Origin of the sequence: Lentzea indica (assembly GCF_012184385.1) — a bacterium.
GTDB lineage: Bacteria > Actinomycetota > Actinomycetes > Mycobacteriales > Pseudonocardiaceae > Lentzea > Lentzea indica.
The window spans coordinates 1-18,192 of record NZ_VSRL01000180.1; the positions used below are offsets into that span (position 1 = coordinate 1).

19 protein-coding genes and 1 pseudogene are annotated in these 18,192 nt (G+C 68.6%); 6 read left to right on the forward strand and 14 right to left on the reverse strand.

From position 1 onward, the window contains the following. Positions 1-296 (reverse strand): annotated as a pseudogene (locus FXN61_RS34605) (helix-turn-helix transcriptional regulator); the annotation flags it as partial. An 81-nt stretch (positions 297-377) separates the two neighbouring features. Between FXN61_RS34605 and FXN61_RS34610 the strand changes: the two are divergent. Continuing rightward, complete coding sequence (locus FXN61_RS34610) at positions 378-851, forward strand: VOC family protein (protein WP_167978159.1); 474 nt, start codon at positions 378-380, stop codon at positions 849-851. A gap of 27 nt (positions 852-878) precedes the next feature. On the opposite strand, the gene FXN61_RS34615 is transcribed toward FXN61_RS34610, so the two are convergent. The 4 genes from FXN61_RS34615 to FXN61_RS34630 form a co-directional block, all read right to left on the reverse strand. After that, on the reverse strand, positions 879-2,249 hold the full coding sequence (locus FXN61_RS34615) for an NAD(P)/FAD-dependent oxidoreductase (RefSeq protein WP_167978160.1): 1,371 nt from the start codon (positions 2,247-2,249) through the stop codon (positions 879-881). Then, on the reverse strand, positions 2,250-3,467 hold the full coding sequence (locus FXN61_RS34620; RefSeq protein ID WP_167978161.1) for an MAB_1171c family putative transporter: 1,218 nt from the start codon (positions 3,465-3,467) through the stop codon (positions 2,250-2,252). Next, positions 3,454-4,011 (reverse strand): hypothetical protein, encoded by a 558-nt coding sequence (locus tag FXN61_RS34625; protein WP_167978162.1) that lies wholly within the window; start codon positions 4,009-4,011, stop codon positions 3,454-3,456. The genes FXN61_RS34620 and FXN61_RS34625 overlap by 14 nt, the downstream gene beginning before the upstream one ends. A gap of 64 nt (positions 4,012-4,075) precedes the next feature. After that, positions 4,076-4,783: a hypothetical protein gene (locus tag FXN61_RS34630; RefSeq protein ID WP_167978163.1), complete on the reverse strand. Its 708-nt coding sequence runs from the start codon at positions 4,781-4,783 to the stop codon at positions 4,076-4,078. 215 nt (positions 4,784-4,998) lie between these two features. Here FXN61_RS34630 and FXN61_RS34635 point away from each other — a divergent pair, with 215 nt between their 5' ends. Further along, the gene (locus FXN61_RS34635) at positions 4,999-5,928 is read left to right on the forward strand and encodes a GGDEF domain-containing protein (protein WP_223165721.1); all 930 of its coding nucleotides are present in this window, start codon (positions 4,999-5,001) and stop codon (positions 5,926-5,928) included. Positions 5,929-6,091: 163 nt separating this feature from the next. Here the strand turns inward: FXN61_RS34635 and FXN61_RS34640 are convergent, their stop codons facing one another. The 6 genes from FXN61_RS34640 to FXN61_RS34660 all read right to left on the reverse strand — a co-directional run bounded on the left by FXN61_RS34640 (position 6,092) and on the right by FXN61_RS34660 (position 10,714). After that, positions 6,092-6,697 (reverse strand): DsbA family protein, encoded by a 606-nt coding sequence (locus FXN61_RS34640; RefSeq protein ID WP_167978165.1) that lies wholly within the window; start codon positions 6,695-6,697, stop codon positions 6,092-6,094. A 50-nt stretch (positions 6,698-6,747) separates the two neighbouring features. Continuing rightward, on the reverse strand, positions 6,748-7,230 hold the full coding sequence (locus tag FXN61_RS34645; protein ID WP_312878213.1) for a MarR family winged helix-turn-helix transcriptional regulator: 483 nt from the start codon (positions 7,228-7,230) through the stop codon (positions 6,748-6,750). Between the two features lie 10 nt (positions 7,231-7,240). Continuing rightward, the gene (locus tag FXN61_RS34650; protein WP_167978166.1) at positions 7,241-7,846 is read right to left on the reverse strand and encodes a TetR/AcrR family transcriptional regulator; all 606 of its coding nucleotides are present in this window, start codon (positions 7,844-7,846) and stop codon (positions 7,241-7,243) included. Then, positions 7,843-8,325 (reverse strand): glycosyltransferase, encoded by a 483-nt coding sequence (locus FXN61_RS51005; protein ID WP_223165722.1) that lies wholly within the window; start codon positions 8,323-8,325, stop codon positions 7,843-7,845. The genes FXN61_RS34650 and FXN61_RS51005 overlap by 4 nt, the downstream gene beginning before the upstream one ends. Beyond that, complete coding sequence (locus FXN61_RS51010; protein WP_223165723.1) at positions 8,322-8,963, reverse strand: glycosyltransferase family protein; 642 nt, start codon at positions 8,961-8,963, stop codon at positions 8,322-8,324. The genes FXN61_RS51005 and FXN61_RS51010 overlap by 4 nt, the downstream gene beginning before the upstream one ends. A 440-nt stretch (positions 8,964-9,403) precedes the next feature. Continuing rightward, on the reverse strand, positions 9,404-10,714 hold the full coding sequence (locus FXN61_RS34660) for a DUF2252 domain-containing protein (protein ID WP_167978167.1): 1,311 nt from the start codon (positions 10,712-10,714) through the stop codon (positions 9,404-9,406). A 117-nt stretch (positions 10,715-10,831) separates the two neighbouring features. Here FXN61_RS34660 and FXN61_RS34665 point away from each other — a divergent pair, with 117 nt between their 5' ends. Then, positions 10,832-10,996 carry a hypothetical protein gene (locus FXN61_RS34665; protein ID WP_167978168.1) on the forward strand — a complete coding sequence of 55 codons (165 nt, stop codon included), beginning with the start codon at positions 10,832-10,834 and terminating at the stop codon, positions 10,994-10,996. On the opposite strand, the gene FXN61_RS53220 is transcribed toward FXN61_RS34665, so the two are convergent. Genes FXN61_RS53220 through FXN61_RS34675 form a run of 3 tightly spaced genes read right to left on the reverse strand, consistent with a single transcriptional unit; the run spans position 10,951 to position 14,185 of the window. Then, positions 10,951-11,355 (reverse strand): mannosyltransferase YkcB-related protein, encoded by a 405-nt coding sequence (locus tag FXN61_RS53220; protein WP_246292376.1) that lies wholly within the window; start codon positions 11,353-11,355, stop codon positions 10,951-10,953. The genes FXN61_RS34665 and FXN61_RS53220 overlap by 46 nt on opposite strands. Further along, positions 11,352-12,971, reverse strand: a complete 1,620-nt coding sequence (locus tag FXN61_RS34670) for an ArnT family glycosyltransferase (RefSeq protein ID WP_246292377.1) — start codon at positions 12,969-12,971, stop codon at positions 11,352-11,354. The genes FXN61_RS53220 and FXN61_RS34670 overlap by 4 nt, the downstream gene beginning before the upstream one ends. Then, positions 12,968-14,185: a bifunctional glycosyltransferase family 2/GtrA family protein gene (locus tag FXN61_RS34675; RefSeq protein ID WP_167978169.1), complete on the reverse strand. Its 1,218-nt coding sequence runs from the start codon at positions 14,183-14,185 to the stop codon at positions 12,968-12,970. The genes FXN61_RS34670 and FXN61_RS34675 overlap by 4 nt, the downstream gene beginning before the upstream one ends. A 155-nt stretch (positions 14,186-14,340) precedes the next feature. On the opposite strand from FXN61_RS34675, the gene FXN61_RS34680 reads away from it, so the two are divergent. The 3 genes from FXN61_RS34680 to FXN61_RS34690 form a co-directional block, all read left to right on the forward strand. Further along, positions 14,341-15,009 (forward strand): response regulator transcription factor, encoded by a 669-nt coding sequence (locus FXN61_RS34680; protein WP_167978170.1) that lies wholly within the window; start codon positions 14,341-14,343, stop codon positions 15,007-15,009. Next, positions 15,006-16,403: an ATP-binding protein gene (locus FXN61_RS34685; protein ID WP_312878214.1), complete on the forward strand. Its 1,398-nt coding sequence runs from the start codon at positions 15,006-15,008 to the stop codon at positions 16,401-16,403. The genes FXN61_RS34680 and FXN61_RS34685 overlap by 4 nt, the downstream gene beginning before the upstream one ends. 5 nt (positions 16,404-16,408) lie before the next feature. Next, positions 16,409-18,192, forward strand: a 1,784-nt coding sequence (locus tag FXN61_RS34690) for a M6 family metalloprotease domain-containing protein (protein WP_167978171.1), incomplete at its 3' end; no start/stop codon positions are given.

The following is an 18,192-nucleotide window of genomic DNA, read 5'->3' on the forward strand; positions in this document are numbered from 1 at the left end:
CTCGGCGATGCCGGCGACCGGTTGCCGGGCGGCGGTGCGCAAGCCCGACCGCGATGGCGACGGCCGTCCTCGTCGCGAGCAGCAGCGGCGGCATCGCCGTGCCCGCGACGAGCCGGTACCCGCCCGAGCACGCCCATGGTGGCCTCGACGGGATACCCGAGGTCGCGCAGCCGGTCGACGTCCCGCCGCACCGTCCGCGGCGTGACGCTGAGCCGTTCGGCCAGCTCACTGCCGGGCCACTCGCGGGGTGTCTGCAGCAACGACAGCAGACGCAACAACCGGGCCGCATCACTCATGGCCACAACCTATGCCAGAACTAGGACCGAAACGGTCCTACATGCGGCATACGGTCATCCCAACGACCAAGGGAGAGACCGATGAACGTTGTGCCAGAGGGCTACCACACCGTGACGCCGTGGCTGATCACCCGAGGCCACACGGCCGAGCTGATCGACTTCATCACGGAGGTGTTCGACGCGACAGAGCTCGGCCGCGTGGGCGAGGCACCGCGGATCGGCCACGCCGAGGTCCGCATCGGCGACTCGGTGGTGATGCTGTTCGACAAGGAGGACTGGCCGCCCACCCCGGCGTTCCTCCGCCTCTACGTCGAAGACGACGCCGAGACCCTCAAGCGCGCGGTCGAGCGCGGCAGCAGGATCCTCACGGAACCGACCGAGCTGTTCTGGGGCGACAGGGTCAGCCGGTTCGCCGATCCGTTCGGCAACCTGTGGTGGCTGCACCAGCGCGTGTCCGAGCCGACCGCGGAGGAGCTGAACGCCAGGCTGCAGGACCCGGCGTTCATCAAGGCCATGGACTACGTGCAGAGCGCGGACTTCACCCCGCAGACGTGACACGGGCGATGACCGCCCCGCGTGTTGTCAGCCGGTGACCCGCTCCCGCTCGTCCGCCGTCAGCGTCGGCTCCGGCGACACCTCGCGCCGGGGCCCGCGCATGGTCGCCCACATCACCTTGGGGCTCATCAGCTTCGCCATCGGCCCCGACAACGTGAAGGCGTCGATGAACGCCCGAGTGACAGCGGCCTCGGTGGTCGCCGTGCGCACCAACCGGTCCACGTAACGCTGCAGAACCCGCCCGGCCAACGGCAACGGCTTGCCGACCGCCCCCGGATAGAGGATGTCCTGGTTGGTGGCCATCGCCCAGGCCCCGTCGACCACCTTGCCGATGGCGCGTTGAATCTGCTGGGCACCGTGCCCGGACCGCATCCCGGCGTCCAGCGCCTGGGCACTCTGCGCCGCGATCGACATCCCGTGCCCGTAAACGGGGTTGTACGTCGCTACCGAGTCACCCAACGCCAGAAGCCCGCTGGGCCAGGACTTCATGCGCTCGAAGAACATCCGCCTGTTCGCGGTGCTGTGCGACCCGTACACCGGCGACAACGGCTCGGCCGAAGCGATCAGCTCACCGACGACCGGGTTGCGCACCGACCGCGCGAACGCGACGAACTCCGACTCGTCGGTCGAGGGTTCACCACCACGCGTCCCGGACAACGTGACCAGCCACCGTCCGTCCTCGATGGGCAGCAGGGTGGCCGTGCACCCGGGATGCGGATCACGCGGGTTCGCCTGCACGTTGACGATCGGAAAACCGGAAGCAGCGGTGGCAGGAGCGCGGAAAATCCGTGTGGCATAAGCAAGTCCGGAGTCGACACTCTCGGAGTGCACCTCGGGCAACCCGAAGGAGACCAGCCACGAAGGCAACCGCGAGCCCCGTCCGGTCGCGTCGACGACCAGGTTCGCCTCCAGCGAGATCCGCTCACGCGAGACCCTGTCCTCGACCACCACACCGGTGACAGCGTGCCGATCACCGAGCAACGACACCGGCTCAGTGCCGGTCAGCACCGAAATCTTGTTGTCCCGCAACGCCTGGCCGCGCACCACCCAGTCCAGCAGCGAACGACTGCACGAGACGATGAACTGCATCTCCGGAAACCGTGGCACCCATCCCTGAGCGCTCAACGACACCAGGTCGTTCGGCACCCCGATCCGATGCGCCCCTGCCGAGAACAACGCGTCCAACGTTCCTGGCAGCAAGGACTCGATCGCCCGCGCGCCACCGGACATCAGCAGGTGCGCGTGCCGGGCCTGGGGCACACCGGATCGAGGCGAAGGCCCGTCCGGTAACTTGTCGCGCTCCACCACGGTGACCTCGTCGACGTGTCTGACGAGGACGGATGCCGCGAGCATGCCCGCGAGTCCTCCTCCGAGGACAACGGCGTGTGTGGGTGCCATCTAATCAATTCCCCCTGCTGCATCCACGCGTCCCGCGTCGGCGACGGCGGCGTCGACTATCGGCGAATGCTGGTACGCACGCGAGATCCGCACCCATCTGTCGTGCTCGGCGGCGAGGTCGGTGCCGTCGACGATCTCCGAGGCGGGACGGCGCTTGGCCGGGCGCGAACGCCCGCCGGACGTGCCGGCGGCCCGCAGCTGGGCGGCCTCCACAACGGCCGCCATCTCGTCCTTGGGCAGTGAGGCCTGACGTGCGAGGGAGGTCGCGGCCTCGCCGACGGTCAGGTCGAAGTACGGCGTGAGCGCCCAGCGCCAGTCGTTGAGCTCGATGATCTGCCGGCGCACGCGGTGGTGCGGGTTGAGGAACTTGCCCGGTGCCACCAGCACGATGCCGGGGTTCACGTGCACCAGAGCGCGGTGCAGCGGTCGCAGCGCGAAGTACGTGCGCCAGCGCCGCAACCACAGCGACGGCGACGGGCGGCGCGGGCCGAAGACCGGCAGCGCCATCGCGATCACGAGCGGGATCATCGACAGCGACGCCATCAGCGGCGCGGTCAGGCTGAGCACGTCGAAGCTGCGCTCGCCCGCCCAGTCCATCAGCAGCACGAAGAGCTTGGTGCCCGCGAACGCCACCGGGAAGAGCCCGGCGAAGCAGTACCAGCGCAGGCCGCGCGCGAGCCACGGACGCGCGGAGATCGCCTCGTCCCGCGCACCCTGCCAGCAGTGGTACGCCTGGCCGCCGCAGCCGACCCCGGTGGCCACGAGGTAGATGAACAGGAACACCGCCACCGTCGGCTGCGTGGCGTAGAACGTGTCGAAGTCGACCTGGCGCTCTTCCTCGACCTCGGACTTGAAGAACAGCACGATCATCGCCGCGACGATCGAGCCGTAGCTGACGAGGATCAGCCGGACCCGTTGCCACGCTTGGACAGCCGGGTAGCGCCAGTACAGCACCAGCGCGAACGACGCACCCGCGAAGCAGACCACCAGGCTGTACACGAGCAGCGCGGCGAAGTTCGGCACGCCGCTGACCCAGTTGATCCAGGTGATGTTCGCGGGCGCCGCGAAGAGCACGGCGAAGGCGGAGAAGAAGACGGTGGAGATCAACGCCACCACCCTCGGGCTGCCCCAGCTCGACCGCAGCGCACGGATCTTGTACGCGAGCAGGAGCAGACCGACGATGCCGCACGAGAGGTAGATCAGGTTAAAGATCGCCACGACGCACCCAGCGAGATCTTCCTTCGAGAGACTCGGCCACCCGCCGCACGTGCGCCGGTTCCTCGGTGGTGGCCGTGTCGGCCCAGACCCTGTGTTCCGTCAAGCGTTCCAGCAGGTGGTCGGCGAGGTTCTCCGCCTCGCGCTCCTCGTCCTCCGTCAGGGTCGTCCGGCCGGCGATGATCTGCGCCATCCTCGGCAGCAGGTGCGGCGCGAGCTTGCGCATGCCCTCGCTGCGGCTCAGCGCAACGGGCTCGTGCTTCAGCAACACGTGCGCGAACTCGTGCAGCAGCACGTGCAGGCGGTGGTACCAGGACGGAGAGTCGGCGCAGATCACGAGATACGTGCCGTTCTCGAGCAACGCGGTCGCGCCGCTCAGGCAGACGGCGTTGGTGATGGCGGCGAAGCGGACGTCGACGTGACGCCCCAGCCGCTCGCTCATCAGCTCGCAGACCCTGCGGCTCGCGTCCCTGTGCGTGGCGTCGGGCGGCAGGTCGAGGTCGCGGGCGACCTCGTCGACCAGCTTGCGCAGTTTCCTGCGGTTCACCCGTCGCCTCCTCTCGATGTCGTCTGCAGCGGTCCAGGCTGAGATCTTCACGCCGGCGTCGTCATCAAGTGTGGTCCGGAGACGTACGGCGGCTGTTCAGCGGGAACGACCAGCCCTCGCCGACCTCGAGCGCCTGCCGGAACCCTTCTACCGCAGCAGCCCTGGCCTGCGGGGACAGATCACCCGTACGTTCGGCCAGACGGGTGACGAACTCGACGACGCCGAGTTCGCGCAGTGCGAGGAAGTCTGTCAGCTCCGAGTCGACCCGCGCCGCGAGGTCGTCGTCGAAGAAGTACGCAGGATCGGCGCCGAAGTGGTCGGCCAGGCCGAGGATGTGCTTGAGCCGCGGGTTGTCGCTGGTGTTGCTCAACAGCTCGCGGATGTAACTCGCGGAGATGCTGCCGAACTGGCCGGACGAGCTGATCGACGCCGCGACCTCCTCCGGCGACCACGGCCCGCGGTCCGGTGGGTGGACGGCCCCGAAGAGCGTGGTCAAAGCGTTGGCACGCCAACCGGGCTGCTCTCCAGGGTGTAACTCGCTGCGGCCGCCGAGGAACACGGCCGGGTGCACGCCGAGCGCGCCCGCGAGGTCGACGATGGCCTGGCAGGTCGGGTTGTCCTTCACTCCGAGCCGCAGCTGCGAGATGTAGCCGTGCCCGATGTCCCCACCCCGTGACTTGACCGCGGCGGCAAGCGCTACGTTGGTCACCTTGCCTCGGCCGTTGGGCGGGTTGTTGCACAGCTCGTTGAGGACCTCGGCGAACGGCCTCACGCCACACCTCCGCTGGAGCGACTCGTGGCCGGCGATCATTCCACTGTTGTGGAACCAAGCGAGCATATGGCATCACAGGGGTTGAATCCACCTGTCCGTAGCTCTATGATCACACTCCGCCGCTTCAACTGATGTGTCGCGTTTGATCCGAACGACGTCACCTGAGTTGAAAGGGACAGTTCGGAGCCAGTCAGAGCTGAAGTCTGGGGGGACTCATGACGACTGCGCGGATGGGGCTTCCGGTGAACCACGGTTCTCTGCGCCTGCACGACGAGAGCGCTCCCTCACGCTGCGGTTCGTGCGCACAGCCGGTCGGCGCGTGGGCAACGGACCGCCTGACGGGCCTGCTCGGCCGTTGGGGCTGGGACGATCAGGCACCCGCGGTGTACCGCCGCGCCCAGCGCCGGTGGGAACAGGTCGCGCTGCTCATGATCGACCTCGACCGCTTCAAGAAGATCAACGACGAGTACGGCCACCCCGCCGGCGACGTCGTGCTGAGCGACGTGGCCGACGTGTTGACGACGCACACCCGCTCGTCGGACCTCGTGTGCCGGTACGGCGGCGATGAGTTCCTCGTGCTGCTGCCGCGCACCACGGGCGGTGAAGCGGCCGTCGTCGCCGAACGAATGCTGCGCGGCATCCGCGCATTGCAGACCGAGATCACCACGAACGACGGCTACGGCCTCACGCTGCACGGCCAGACCGCGTCCATCGGCGTCGCGTCCCACGTCCCCGGCAGCGATGGCGCGCTCATCGACCTGGTCCGCGACACCGACGCGGCGCTGCAACGGGCGAAGCGCAACGGCAGGGCCCGCGTCCAGATGCACGACCCGAGCGCGTTCGCGGCCGAGCGGAACACCGATGCCTCGGCGCTGCACCACCTGCTCGTGTTGCAGGACTTGATGAGCAGCGACCAGCTTCCCCAGGTCCTGGTCGCGCTGTCCGACGGTGCCAAGGCGATGGAGGACCTCGTCCCCGCACTCGGGCCGAAGGTGATCCGGACCTTGGAGCGCCTGCAGGACAACGGTTTCGTACTCCGCCGTGCCGCGCGCTACGAGCTCACCGCCGCCGCTCGCGAGTGGATCACCGACGTGCTGCCGGCCGTGGCAGCGTGGACGAACCGCCACCACGGCCTGATCCACTAGGGCCTGTTTCTCGGATCTCGTTCGATGAGAGTCGAGCCTGAGGTGGTTCCTGGCGGTGCGGGCGACAGACCCGCATACCGGTGTTGTATATGGGTCTGTCGCCCGTGCCCCCACGGGCCGCCTCAGGCCCGACTATCGCGAACACGGATCCGAGAAACAGGCCCTAGCTTCGGCTCAGTGCTTCCAAGCGCTGCTCGATCTCGTCCGCGGAGGCGTGTCCGCGTGCGAGCGCGTACATCTCGGACCCGCGGACAGCGATCAACGTCGGGAAACCGCTGACGCCGAGCCGTGCCGCGCGGCCGAATTCGGCTTCGGGTGACGCGCTCTCGAACGCGGCCACCACCGCGTCGGCGTCGAAGCCGAAGTCCTCGGCGATCATCCGGTAGGTGTCCGGATCGGACAGGCTCCTGCCGTGGTGGAAGTACGCGTTCTGCATCGCGACGGCCAGCTCGGCCGCTCGGTCCGGCGCGGCCTGGCGCAACGCGATGAGACCTCGTGCGGCGGCTTCGGAGTCCATGACGAACGTGCCCTCGTCGAGCAGCGCGTTGAAGGCGTCGCCGAACTTCGCTCCGGTCCGTGCGGTGACCTGGACGTTGGCGTCCTTGATGAACCCGAACTCGCGGATCGGCACCCGGCGCTCGCCGGTGAACAGGCCGCCGGAGATCACCTCGACCGGCAGCTCGGGATGGCGTGCGGTGACCGTCTGCAGGGTGCCGGAGAAAGCGTGCGACCAGCCGCAGTAGGCGTCGAAGACGTAGACGAGCTTCACGACCGGTACAAAGTATCTGACTCGTCAGATATTTCGTGGTGTGACCCGGTTCACTTCAGGGGCGGCAGCGCGTCCCTGGCGGAGTGGCTGAGGATCTTGAGGTCCTCGGCGAACCGGTCCCGGTGGTCCTCGGGAAGTGGCGCCAGGAAGTACTTCTTGATGTTCTCAAGGTGCACTTTCGCCGCGTCGACCACAGTCTTCGCGCCTTTGGGCGTCAGCTTCGCGAGGCGGCCGCGCTTGTCCGTCGGGTGTGCGATGCGTGCCACCAGGCCGGCCCTTTCGAGCCGATCGATCACCCGCGTCGCCCCTCCCGTGGTGAGCACCTGCTCCTGGCTGATCGCGCGCATCGACATTCCCGGCTCGCCCGCCCTGCCGAGAATCAGCAGCACCTCGAACTCCAGATGCGTGAGCCCGCACTCCTGCTCCAGCGCACGGCCGAGCAGGTGTTCCAACCGGTTCGCCGCGCCCTGCAACCGTCCGAACGCGAGCATCAGCCCGTTCGTCGCCGCGTCCTGCGGAGTCTCGATGTCCACGGTTCCCCGCTCAGTGGGTGAAGATCGTGATGGCCTGCTGGGCGAGCCAGCGCTCGGCGTCGTCCCAGGACCAGCCGCATTCCTTGACGAGGGTCCGCCACGCGCCGAAGCCGAAGCAGAACCACAGCACGTCGGTGGCCCGTTCGACGTCCATCTTGAGGAGTCCCTTGTCCCGCAGGTGTTCTGCGACCTCGCTGAGCGCCTGCCGATAGGCGCTGGTGCTCTGCTTCCAGAGCGCGGCGCCGTCCTCGTGCACCGGGAACGCGCCGTAGAGCACCTCGACGATCTGTTGCTCGTTCTCGTTGCCCACGCGGGTTCCCTTGGCCAGCAACGTCAACGCCGTCGCCAGGCCGTCGGTCCGCCGGATCGCCTCCGTGGTCGCCGCCGCGTCGGTCCTGCCGATCGACTCGCTGACGATCTTGTGCAGGATCTCCGACTTGCTGCCCGCGCTCGAGTACACGGTTTGGGGTGCGACCCTGGCCCGCTTGGCGATGTCCGCCACCGTCACGCGCGCATACCCGTTGGCGGAGAACAACTCCGCGGCCGCGCGCAGGACGTCCCGCCGGGTGTCGGCGGCGTCCTGCGCACGGCGCGGCGAGTGGTACTGCCTCGTCATCGACCCGCTTCCAACGTCGCGGCCACCTCGTCCGCCGACGGCATCGCGGCGATCTCCTCGGCGATCGTCGTGACGTTCTCCCGGATGCTCACGTCCTCCAGCACCGTCTTCACCGCGGCGACCAGCGCCTCCGGCGTCTGCGACGGCGGATTGAGCGCGATGCCGGCACGGGCGGCGGCCACCCGCTCGGCCTGGAAGAACTGGTCGGCGCCCTGCGGCAGCACCACCAGCGGCACACCCTTCATCAACGCGGCCGCCGTCGTGCCCGCACCACCGTGCGTCACAACGACGTCAACACCGTCGAGCAGGTCGTCCATCGGCGTGAACCCGACAAACGTGACCCGATCGTGGTCGACGTCGAACTCATCGGGCTTGGCCGCCAGCCCCAGCGTCACGACGACCTCCACGTCCAAAGTGGACAGCGCGCGGAGCAACGGGCTGAGCTTCGCCGGCTCGCCGAACCACGTCCCGAACGTCACCAGCACCCGCGGCCGTGCCGGCGCCGGCAGCTTCGCCCCGGTCGCCCCGGCTCGCGGAACGCCTCCGGGCGCAACGGCAACCAGCCCTCCGGCTGCTGCCACTCGTCGGCCCGCATCGACGCGGGCCAGGTGTCCAGCAGCCATTGCCTGGGCTGCCACGGCAGGTCGCGCGCCCCGTGTCGCGTGCGAGCCATGGCGTCCATGGCCTCAGTAAACACCGGCGGCAGCGGCGGTCCGAAAGCCAGGGTCGCGACCGGCGTGTCCGTCGCGGCAGCCATCAAAGGACCCACGTAGTCGCACAGTTCGGCAACGACGAGGTCCGCCTGGAAGTCCTTGGTCGCGGCCAGTGCCTCGTCCGCCGTCAGGTCGATCCGGGTGCCCGCGAAGAACTCGGCCACCGAGTCCGGCGTCGGTGCGCTCGCCGGGTCGGCACCTGTCCTTCGTGCGACCTCGGCGAACAGCACGTCCGGCAACGGCCCCGCCGCCAGCAGGTCGAGCCCCTGAGCTGCAAGAACCGGTGCCATTCCCGCGGCGGTCAGCACAGCCACCTCGTGGCCGCGGTCCTGGAACGCGCGGGCGAGGGGGAGCAGCGGCAGCAGGTGGCCGTGCTGCGGAACACTTGAGAAGAGGATGCGCATATTGATCAGAGTACTCATCTAACGAATAAGGGTGCCTTCGAGCGCGTCCAGTGCGAGCTCGTTGATGGCGCGGGCGTAGTTCTGGTGGCGATTCACGATGCTGGAAACGTCAGTCGGATGGCGGCAGCGCGAACCATCGGCCCTGCTTGATCACCCGCAGTTCGCCGCGGGCAGCGAGTTGCGCGCACGCAGCATTGAGTTCCTCGTTCGCCGGCCGTCCGACCCTCGCGGACCATCGTCCGGTGAGAGCGCACCGCGAGCATGATGTCCTGCACGCCGGCCAGGCCGGGGGGATCCGCGAACAGACGACCCCGAATCTCGCGAAGCGCCACGACATAACGCTGGACGGCGTCGACAGCCGACAAGGATCTCTCATTCACGCCGGCAATTGTGCCCCGAGGCGCGGGGTTCGATTGGCCGCAAACGTACCGCTGGACGGCCTACGCGGTCGAGCCGACACCCTTGATGCGCCCGTCGCGGAACGCGTCCACGAACAGGCGGTGGTCCTCGCGGGTCTGGCGGGCGTAGTCGAGGGCGAAGGCGACGATCGAGTCGGTGAAGGCGGCTTCGCGGTCGCCGATGGCCGTGGCGATGGCTTCCTCGCACTGGAAGGCGACGAGGGTTTGTGCGGAGTCCTCGTCGGCCACGCAGTGCATCTTCGCGGTGGCGCGGCCCAGGTAGCCGAGGACCGGGAGCATGTCCGCGGGCTCGGTGAGGTCGGACCAGTCGAGGTCGGCCTCGTACGGGGAGAGTTCGGCGACGACGTAGCCGACGCCGTCGATCCGGGTGTGGCCGAGCCACGGGTCGGCGTGGGCCTGCAGGGCGCGTTGCGAGACGGCGGTGCGGTGGCCGTGGTCGGTGAAGTACTCGCGGATGCGCGTGTCGGGGACGATGCGGCTGGGGGCGGCGACGTTGGCCTGCTTCATCGAGAGGACGACGTCGTTCTCCAGCGCCTGAGAGCGGCCCTCCACGAGGATGTTGTAGGCGTGCAGGCCGGCTGAGCCGATGCCGAAGCCGCTGCGGCCCACCGCGTCCTTGACGGTGTAGGTGCGGCTGCTGGCGCGTTTGCCGGTGGGGATGGTGTCCAGATAGGACGCGAAGGCGCTCTCCACCGAGGCGCGGACCTCCGGCGTCAGTTCGTGGATGCCGTCGCGGTCGCGGCGGAACCTGCGGTCGTAGTCGACGATGACGGTCTTCTCGTCCAGCAGGCCGATTCTGGTGGCCAGGCGGGCCCGTTGCAGCACGCGGTGCAGGGCGCCCTCGGTGCTGTCGAGGCGCAGGCTGAAGAGCTCGTCGCCGGGGCGGTCGGCGAAGGAACGGATCTGGGCGACGTACGCGGAGACGTAGGCGCGGATCAGGTCGGTGATCACGCTGTCCGGCAGGGCCTTGCGCCACCCGAGCAGGGCCATCGAAGCGGCGAACCGGCGGACGTCCCACGTGAACGAGCCCAGGTAGGCCTCGTCGAAGTCGTTGACGTCGAACACCAGCGTGCCCTCGGCGTCCATGTAGGTGCCGAAGTTCTGCGCGTGCAGGTCGCCCTGGATCCAGATGCGGCCGGTGCGGTCGTCGGCCCATTCATCGGGCATTTCGGCCATGTCGGCGTAGAACAGGCACGCGCTGCCTCTGTAGAACGCGAACGGTTCGGCCGCCATCTTGCGGAACTTGTGCCGGAACGCGGCCGGGTCGGCCGCCATCAGCCCGGTGAAGGCGTCCTCGAGCACGCTCACAATGCGGTCGCCGCGATCGGTCATGGCGCCTCCCTCTGTCGCTGTCAGTTCGACACGAGTTGGCCGAAGAAGTCAACAACCGGCGACAGCGAGCAGGAATCGAGAAGCCCGGGCCCCGGCGGCGCGCCTACCGTCAACGGCATGTGCTTCATGTTCGGAGCGAGCAAGGAACACGTGCATCGCATGCTCGGGCTGACCGACGACGCGAAGCACGACGAAGCGCTGACCGGCGTCGAGGAGACGCCGGTCAGCGAACCGATTCACGCGTGGCACTCCATGAGCATCTGCGTTGATCCGCCGCCGTAGGCACTCGGGTCGACTGTGGAGCAGTGCTCCTTGATCCACTCCTGGCGGCCGCTGCTGTCGCGGCCGCCAGGGCCGCCACCACCCATGCGGTCACCGCCGCCGAGCACGAACTTGAGCTTGCCCTCGGTGACCCAGGTCTGCAGCTGGTCGACCGACGGCGCGTTGTCCGAGCCGGAGAACCCGCCCATGCCGATCACCACCTCGTCGGAGCCCATGATGTACGGCGAGGCTGCCTGTGCCGGGCCTGCGACCGCCAGAGTGATCTCGGCGCCACCACCGTGTTCCTTGGCATACTTCAGGATCCGCTTCTGCTCGTCGGTGAGCTCGCGGTTGCCGCCACCGGGACCCGGCGGCATCATGCCGATCCGCGGCTGGCCCGTCCCTCCTGGCTGTTGCGCGCCGTCCTGAGGAGGCCTTCCCTGGTTCGGGCCGGGCACCTGGCCGCTGAAGTAGCGGCCCCGCCCATCTGCACGGGCCCGGCGGCAGGCATCACGCCACCTCCGGTCGCCGCGGCCGCGCTGGCCGTCGACCACACAGCAGGCGTCAGCAGCATCGCGACCACCGCGGCCACCAGGCCCGCCCGGCGCAGGCCGGCGAGAAGCACGACGATCGCCACTGCCGCGATTCCGAGGACGGCCCACCGCGTCCACCCGTGGAACGACGTGTCGCGCGAGACCACGACGAACGCCCAGGCCGCCGTGATCGCGATCCCCAACGGCAGCAGGAACCGCACGAAACTCTTGGCACGCCAGAACATCATCAGCCCCGCAGCGCTGATCGCCGCGACCGCGGGAGCGAGCATCGTCGTGTAGTACGGGTGGAAGATGCCCTGCGCGAAGCTGAACACCGCCGCTGTGACCAGCAGCCAGCTGCCCCACATGAACCAGCCGGCGCGTTCGGCCGGATTGCCTGGAAGCTTCCTGCGCCGGCGCAGCACGCCCGCGACGGACACCGTGACCAGGACCAGCAGGCACAACGGCAGCAACCACGAGATCTGGCCGCCGACCGAGGCGTCGAACATGCGGGCCGCACCCGCCTGGCCGCCGAACATCGCGCCGGGACCGGTTTGGACGCCGTTGGGCGTGTAGATCATCATTTCCGGCTGCTGGCCGCTGCCTCCCCGGTTGCCGTTGCCGCCGAACACCCGGCCGAGGCCGTTGTAGCCGATGATGAGGTCCCACGCGCCGCCGTCCTTGCTGCCACCGATGTACGGCTTGGAGCCCGGCCACCACGCGTGCAGCGCCACCCACCAGAACGACGACGCGACCAGCACCGCACCGGCCGCCAGCAGGTCGAGGATCCGCCGCTTCACCGGCGCGCTCGACCCCACCAGGTAGGCCAGGGCGAAGCCGGGGACCACGATCCACGCCTGCAGCATCTTGGTGAGGAACCCGCAGCCGACGAAGAACGCGCACCACAGCAACCACTTCGTCCGCGGACGGCTCTCCGCGGACTGAACGGACCGCGTGAAGGCGTAAGCGGCGGCGACGAGCAGCAACACGAGCAACGTGTCGGGGTTGTTGTCCCGGTTGATCGCCACCGTGATCGGTGTCAGCGCGAGGATCAGTGCGGCGAGCAGCGCCACCTTCTCGTCCGCCCACAGCCGAACGGTGCGGTGCAACAGGAACACCGCCGCGACGCCTTCGATCACCTGCGGCAGCAACACCGCCCAGCCGTGGAACCCGAACACCGCCACAGCGATCGCCTGCGGCCACAAGGCCATCGGCGGCTTGTCGACGGTCACCACGCCGGCCGGGTCGAACGAGCCGAACAGAAAATTGGTGAACGAAGTCGACATGGACTTCGCGGCGGCCGCGTAGTAGGGGTTGCCGACCTGGCCTGCGCCGATCGCCCACACGTACAGCGCTCCCGCCAGCACGCAGATCGCCGCGAGCGCCCAGCCATGCCAACGGGAAGGCCGCTGCGCGTCGATCGGTTCGTCAGCCGGAGCTGCCACTTCGGCAGTGGCGGTCATGCTTGGTCCTTTCGGTCGTCCCTGCGGAACACCCAGCTCCGCAACAGGAAGAAGCGCCCCACGGTGCCCAGGGCCGACGAGCCGAGCAGCACCACCAGTTCCAGCGTGCGGGACGGGTTCGAGGAGGCCGCGTGCAACAGGAGCAGCGCGGCCGATGTGAACGCGTAGTAGAGGCCGAACACCACGAAGCCCTGCAGGTGTGTCTTGCCGCGTGTGGTGTTGCGGGCCGTGAAGGTGAAGCGGCGATTGGCCTCCGTGTTGAACAGTGTCGTGATCACCAACGCGGCGAGGTTGGCCGCCAGCACCGGCCACCACAGCCGGAAGACGCCGTACAGAGCCAGGTTCGCGAGCGTGGAGATCACGCCGATCACCGCGAACGACAGCATTTGCCAGGAAAGCCCGCCCTCGCTGCGGCTCAGTACGGCGTCAGGATGGATGGCACGCGGCTGCGGTCGCTGCGGCAGACCGTTCACGAGCGCTGTGCCGTTGGCCTTGGCTCGCGCCACGCGGATCAGCCCCTTGATGTCGTCGATCGCCGTGACGACCACGTCGACCCGGCTGTCCACGTCCTCGACCCAGTCGACCGGCACTTCGTGCACGCGCAACCCGTTGTGCTCGGCCAGGAGCAGCAGCTCGGTGTCGAAGAACCACCCCTCGTCGCGGGCCTGGCCGAGCAACGGCCGGACGACCTCGGTGCGGGCGGCCTTGAAGCCGCACTGGGCGTCGCTGAACCGCGCGCCGTGGGTGAGCCGGATCAACGCGTTGTAGGCGCGCGAGACCAGCTCGCGCCGCGGTCCGCGCACCGTCCGCGAACCCGGTGCGAGCCGCGAGCCGATCGCCAGGTCCGAGTGCCCGTTGAGCAGCGGCGCGACCAACGGCAGCAGCCCGTCCAGCCCCGTGGAGAGGTCGACGTCCATGTAGACGACGACGGCTGCCTCGCTGGCACCCCACGACTCTCTCAGCGCGAGCCCGCGTCCCTTGCGGTCCAGGTGATGCACGCGCACCCGCTCGTACTTCTCGGCCAGGGCCGAGGCCACCTCCAGCGTCCGGTCGGTGCTGGCGTTGTCCACGACCACGATCGACCAGTCGAACGGGAACTGCTCGCTCAGGAACCCGTGCAGCACCTCGACGCAGCCGGGCAGCGCGCGTTCCTCGTTGTAGACGGGAATCATGATGTCCACGGTCCCCGTGGCTTGTGCGGTGCTCACCGCCATGTGGTCTCCGTTCCACTTTGGACACAGCCGTGACCGTTGTGGAACCGAGCTTGCTGGCGTTGTCGTGAGAACGTCCTTGGCTTCTGCTGAGAGATTCGTGAGAGGCCACAACGTCACACAGCTCGCTCACAGACTTCGGTTCTACCGTCGCCTGCATGCGACTGCTCGTGGTGGACGACGACCCGGACGTGCGGGACAGTCTGCGGCGCAGCCTGGAGTTCGAGGGCTACGAGGTCACCACCGCCGCGGACGGCGCCGAGGCTCTGCGGCTCGTCAACCGCGCTGACCTGGCCATTCTCGACCTGATGATGCCGAACGTCGACGGTTCGGAGGCCTGCCGCCGGTTGCGCGCGGCAGGGGAGCGGTTGCCGGTGCTGATGCTCACCGCTCGTGACGCGCTCGGCGACAAGGTCACGGGCCTGGACGCCGGCGCCGACGACTACCTGGTCAAACCCTTCGCGCTGGAGGAGCTCCTGGCCCGCGTCCGCGCGTTGCTCAAGCAGAACCGGCACCGCGTGACGCCGCGCTTGTTGCAGTTCGCCGACCTGCGGATGGATCCGCAGGCACGTGAGGTCGTGCGCGGCGGCGAGCGGCTCGACCTGACGCCGACGGAGTTCGACCTCCTGGCCGTGTTCCTGGGTCATCCCGAGCGGTTGCTGACCAAGCAGCGCCTCAAATACGCCGTGTGGGGGCATGACCAGGGCACCAACAACCTCGACGTGTACATCGGTTACCTGCGTCGCAAGACCGAGGCCGGTGGCCGTTCCCGTCTGCTGCACACCGTGCGCGGCATGGGTTTCATCCTGCGTGAGTCGTCACCGTGAAAGGCCCGGTGCTGCTGCGCGGCAAACTCGCGTTGATCACCGCCTGCGTGGTGGCGGTGGCGATCGCCGGGATCAGCGTCGTCACCTGGCTCGCGACCGAGCACAACCTGCGTTCGCAGCTCGACAAGTCGTTGCAGGCGAGCCTGCCGCCGCGGATGGACCGGCCGCCGGGGCCGGGTGAGCGGCGGGAGTTCAAGCTGCACTGCGACGAAGGCCTGCCCAACGAAGGCCTGCAACAGGTGCTCCAGGGCATCCAGGTGCTCAGCCCCGACGGCACCGTGTGCGCGCCACCCGGCGTCGACCCGGTCGTGACGGGCACCGAGGACTTCGTGGGGACGACGACGTTCCGGGATGGCGTGACGAGATCCGGGACGTCGGCGCGTGTTCTCATGCAGCCGCTCTACAACGGCGACGTCCTGATCCTCAGCCGCAGCCTCGCGGAGATCGACGACACGCTCACCGCACTCGCCGGGGTACTGGTGGGCGTGGCCGTCTTCGGTGCGCTGCTGGTCGCCGGGGCCGGTCTGTGGCTGACCCGCCGCGCCCTGGCCCCGATGGAACGCCTTACAGAGACCGCAGAACACATCGCGCGCACCGAGGACCTCACAACCCCCGTCACCGTCTCCGGCCAGGACGAGGTCGGCAGGCTCGGCCGCGCCTTCACGTCGATGACCGCCGCTCTCGCCGAATCCCGGCGCCGCCAGCGAGATCTCGTCAACGACGCCGCACACGAGCTCCGGACCCCGTTGACCAGCCTGCGCACCAACATCGACCTGCTGGTCCGCGCCGAACGCACCGGCCGCCCTTTGCCTCAGCGCGGTGAGGTCCTCGACAGGCTGCAGGCCCAGAGCCAGGAGTTCAGCGACCTCGTCACCGAACTCGTCGTGCTGGCCCGCGACGACCGTGAACTGGCCAGCGAGCCCGTCGACGTGGCCGCCGTGATCGACCGTGCCGTCAAACGTGCCCGCAGCCGCGCCCACGACCACGTCTTCGACGTCGACCGCTCCGAATGGTCGATCGTGGGCGACGCGGGCGCGTTGGAACGAAGCGTGCTCAACCTGCTGGACAACGCCGTGAAGTTCTCCCCGGCGAGTTCCACCATCACCGTCCGCTCGCGGCCGGGCTGGCTCACCGTCAGCGACGAGGGCCCCGGACTGCCGTTCGAGCACCGGAAGTCGGCGTTCGAACGGTTCTGGCGCGCGCCCGACGCCCGTGGCCTGCCCGGATCCGGTCTGGGCCTGGCGATCGTGGCGAACATCGTGGCCGTACACGGCGGGAGTGTGCAGTTCGTGCCGAGACCACGCGGTGCGTCCGTTCGGGTCGATCTTCCAGAATTCCGTCAACCGGCCGACGATCGACGGGTGGTTGGCAGGGGCGGCTCTGCACCACGGTAAGTGGTATGGACCGCAGACACCGGCGCCCTGCCCTGCTGATCACCGCGTTCCTCTCGGTCGCGATGGTCACCGCCGGCAACTCCGCCGCAGCCCCTCCTGATGAACCGTTGCACCACTGGCAGCACGACCACTGGCCGCAGCAGCAGCCGTGGCAGCAGTCCAGGGACTCCGCCCGCGTGTTCGCGCAGGCGGGATTCCCCGGCCCCGTCGACCCGCAGAACTGGGTCAACCCCGATCACATGACGTGGGAACGGGACTACAAGAAGATCCCCGGCACCAACTGGGCCGACCCGTCGGTCAAGGGTTCGGTGCGGAACTTCAAGGGCGCGCTGGTTCTGCTGGACTACCCGAACCAGCCGTTCGTCGTCACGCAGCCCAAGAACTCCACGGTGTTCGGCAACCCGAGCGCGGAAGCGAGCAACGTTCCGCGCGCGCAGGTCGGGCAGTTCTACGAGGACTTCCTCAACAAGCCGAACGGTCTCAACCGCGGCCACACCGTCCACGAGTACTGGATGGAGACCTCAGGCGGGCGCTACGGCGTCGAGCTGAAGGCGTTCGGCCCGTACACGATGCCGGGCAAGGACCACGAGTACGCCATGGAGTTCCAGGGCGGCACCGGTTGCCCGGCTGGCGACTCGTGCAACCGCAACATCCGCACCGACGGCCGTGCCGCGTGGGTGGCCGACGTCGGCTCGGAAGTGCCTGCTGGCTACGACTTCATCTACTACCTGTCGGCCGGCCAGGACGAGTCCGGCACGTGGCAGGAGTTCGGGATGATGAAGTTCCGGACCAAGGAGGACGTGACCGACGCCTTCGGCCCGCCCGATCCCGCCCTGCCGAACTGGTCGCGCACCCGGTACGTCGACTGGACGTCGTGGGCGGCCGGCTCGGCGATCTGGCCCAACGCGGGCGGCGGATCCTCCACACAGGCCGAGAGTTCGGGCCAGGGCGTGTACGCGCACGAGCTGAGCCACATCCTCGGCATCGGCGACAACTACAACAACCCGTACGGCAGCCCGCCGCGCCGTGACTACAGCGGCCCGTGGGACATGCTGTCGCGCGGCGCGTTCAACGGCCCCGGCGGCCCGCACTCCCGCTGGACCATCCCGTCGACCGGCGGCGGGTCGCTAGGCGCCCAGCAGACGCTGCGCAACAAGATCAAGCTCGGCATCGTCGACGAGCGCAACGTGCTCAGGTTGTCGCGGGAAGCCCTGGCCGGCTCCGGCACGGTCATTGCGAAGATCACCGCGCGCGAGGTCAATCCCGGCGCTTCAGGCCTGACCGGCATCAACCTCGCACTCGGCACCGGAGACAAGACACCCGCGTGCAACGTGGCCACCAACCCGTTCTGCGACGGCGGCGGTTACAACAACTACACGCTCGAGGTCGTGGACCGGATGGGCGCCGACTCGTTCACCCCGGACGCGGGCGTGCTGCTGGCCAAGACCAAGAACGTCGACGCCGCACCGTTCACGTGGGTGATCGACGCCAACCCGCAGGACATCGGTATGACCGACTACGTCCTGCCCGACGGCACGAAGGTCCCGATCACGGTCGGCGACTACCGCCAGCTGTCCGACGCCCTGTTCCACGCGGGCACGAACTCGGGCAGCGAGTACGAGTTCGTCGACCAGGCCAACCGGCTGCACTTCTACGTGCTGGACGTGCAACGCGACTCCCGCGGTGTCCTGTCCTACACGGTGGCCGTCCGGTCGCTGGACGGCGCCGGCCCGCAGCAGCGCGGAGTGCGGCTCACCCCGACCGCCGCCGCGCAGGGCGACGACGGCCG

Coding starts and splice junctions, on each gene's coding strand:
- FXN61_RS34610 (WP_167978159.1), top strand. CDS start 378: ATGAACGTTGTGCCAGAGGGCTACCACACCGTGACGCCGTGGCTGATC.
- FXN61_RS34615 (WP_167978160.1), bottom strand. CDS start 2,249: ATGGCACCCACACACGCCGTTGTCCTCGGAGGAGGACTCGCGGGCATG.
- FXN61_RS34635 (WP_223165721.1), top strand. CDS start 4,999: ATGACGACTGCGCGGATGGGGCTTCCGGTGAACCACGGTTCTCTGCGC.
- FXN61_RS34650 (WP_167978166.1), bottom strand. CDS start 7,846: ATGACGAGGCAGTACCACTCGCCGCGCCGTGCGCAGGACGCCGCCGAC.
- FXN61_RS51010 (WP_223165723.1), bottom strand. CDS start 8,963: ATGCGCATCCTCTTCTCAAGTGTTCCGCAGCACGGCCACCTGCTGCCG.
- FXN61_RS34660 (WP_167978167.1), bottom strand. CDS start 10,714: ATGACCGATCGCGGCGACCGCATTGTGAGCGTGCTCGAGGACGCCTTC.
- FXN61_RS34665 (WP_167978168.1), top strand. CDS start 10,832: ATGTGCTTCATGTTCGGAGCGAGCAAGGAACACGTGCATCGCATGCTC.
- FXN61_RS53220 (WP_246292376.1), bottom strand. CDS start 11,355: ATGATGCCGCCGGGTCCCGGTGGCGGCAACCGCGAGCTCACCGACGAG.
- FXN61_RS34670 (WP_246292377.1), bottom strand. CDS start 12,971: ATGACCGCCACTGCCGAAGTGGCAGCTCCGGCTGACGAACCGATCGAC.
- FXN61_RS34675 (WP_167978169.1), bottom strand. CDS start 14,185: ATGGCGGTGAGCACCGCACAAGCCACGGGGACCGTGGACATCATGATT.
- FXN61_RS34680 (WP_167978170.1), top strand. CDS start 14,341: ATGCGACTGCTCGTGGTGGACGACGACCCGGACGTGCGGGACAGTCTG.